This is a genomic window from Nguyenibacter vanlangensis (genome assembly GCF_013376155.1).
Taxonomy (GTDB): domain Bacteria; phylum Pseudomonadota; class Alphaproteobacteria; order Acetobacterales; family Acetobacteraceae; genus Gluconacetobacter; species Gluconacetobacter vanlangensis.
This window is the reverse complement of the sequence record NZ_JABXXP010000927.1, coordinates 1-931: the sequence shown is the minus strand read 5'-3', so window position 1 is coordinate 931 and position 931 is coordinate 1. Positions and strand designations below refer to the sequence as shown.

Annotated in this window: 1 protein-coding gene; it reads right to left on the bottom strand. The window is 71.2% G+C overall.

Going from position 1 to position 931, the window contains the following annotated elements; genetic code table 11:
- Positions 1-931: UvrD-helicase domain-containing protein (locus tag HUK84_RS20230; RefSeq protein ID WP_176641798.1), on the bottom strand; the 931-nt coding region annotated here is incomplete at both ends.

Below are 931 nucleotides of genomic sequence, written 5' to 3'. Positions count from 1 at the left end.
ATCCAGGCCGCCAGCGAGTCCGCCAGGCGCTGGGCGGCGGTCGATTGTCCGCCATTCTCGCGCGGGGCCGACCAGGGATCGGCCTCCTGCCCCGATTCGTCGCTGGGGGTCAGGGGCCATAATTCCACCCGCCCCCCCTGCCCCGGCCGCGCCGAGAGATGCTCGGGCACGCCGCCCCCGGGCTCGACCAGGCCGCTGGCGGCCTCGGGCAGCGAGAAGACGCTGTCGACCAGCTTCAGCACCGGCGCGGTGGAGCGGAAGGAGACGGTCAGGGCCGGTTCCTTCCACAGGCTTCCGGCATCGTGGACCCGCTGGCGGAAGCGCCCGCGCCACTGACGGAACGCCGCCGGATCGGCCCCCTGGAAGGAATAGATCGACTGCTTGTAGTCGCCGACCGCGAACAGGGTGCGCGGCGGCGCGTCCGCATCCTGCGTCCCCGCGCCGGCGAAGAATTCCGCCGTCAGGCCGCCCGCAATCGCCCATTGCTCGGGCGACGTGTCCTGCACCTCGTCCAGCAGCAGATGGTCGATGCCGCCATCGAGCTTGTACAGCACCCAGGCGGCGCCCGGATCCTTCAGCAATTCCAGGGTACGGTCGATCAGGTCGTCATAATCGACCAGGCCGCGCCCGCGCTTGCGTTCGCCGTATTGCTGCAGCACCGGCACCGCGACATCCAGCAGCGCCATGCTGACATGCAGTACGGCGATCGCGCGGCATTCCTCGTCCACCGCGATGATCCGCGCCGCCTCGGCCAGCAGCGCGTCGCCGATCGCGGGGTGGGCCTCGTCGAATTTCGCGTTCAGGCCGCCGCGGCGGCGCGGCTCGCCATCCTGCTTGACCAGCGCGCCGCGCCAGACGTTCCACTGCGCGGCGCGGTCCCCGGGTGGCAGCGACAGCCAATCCAGCATGGACTGCGCGGTGCGGCGCATGG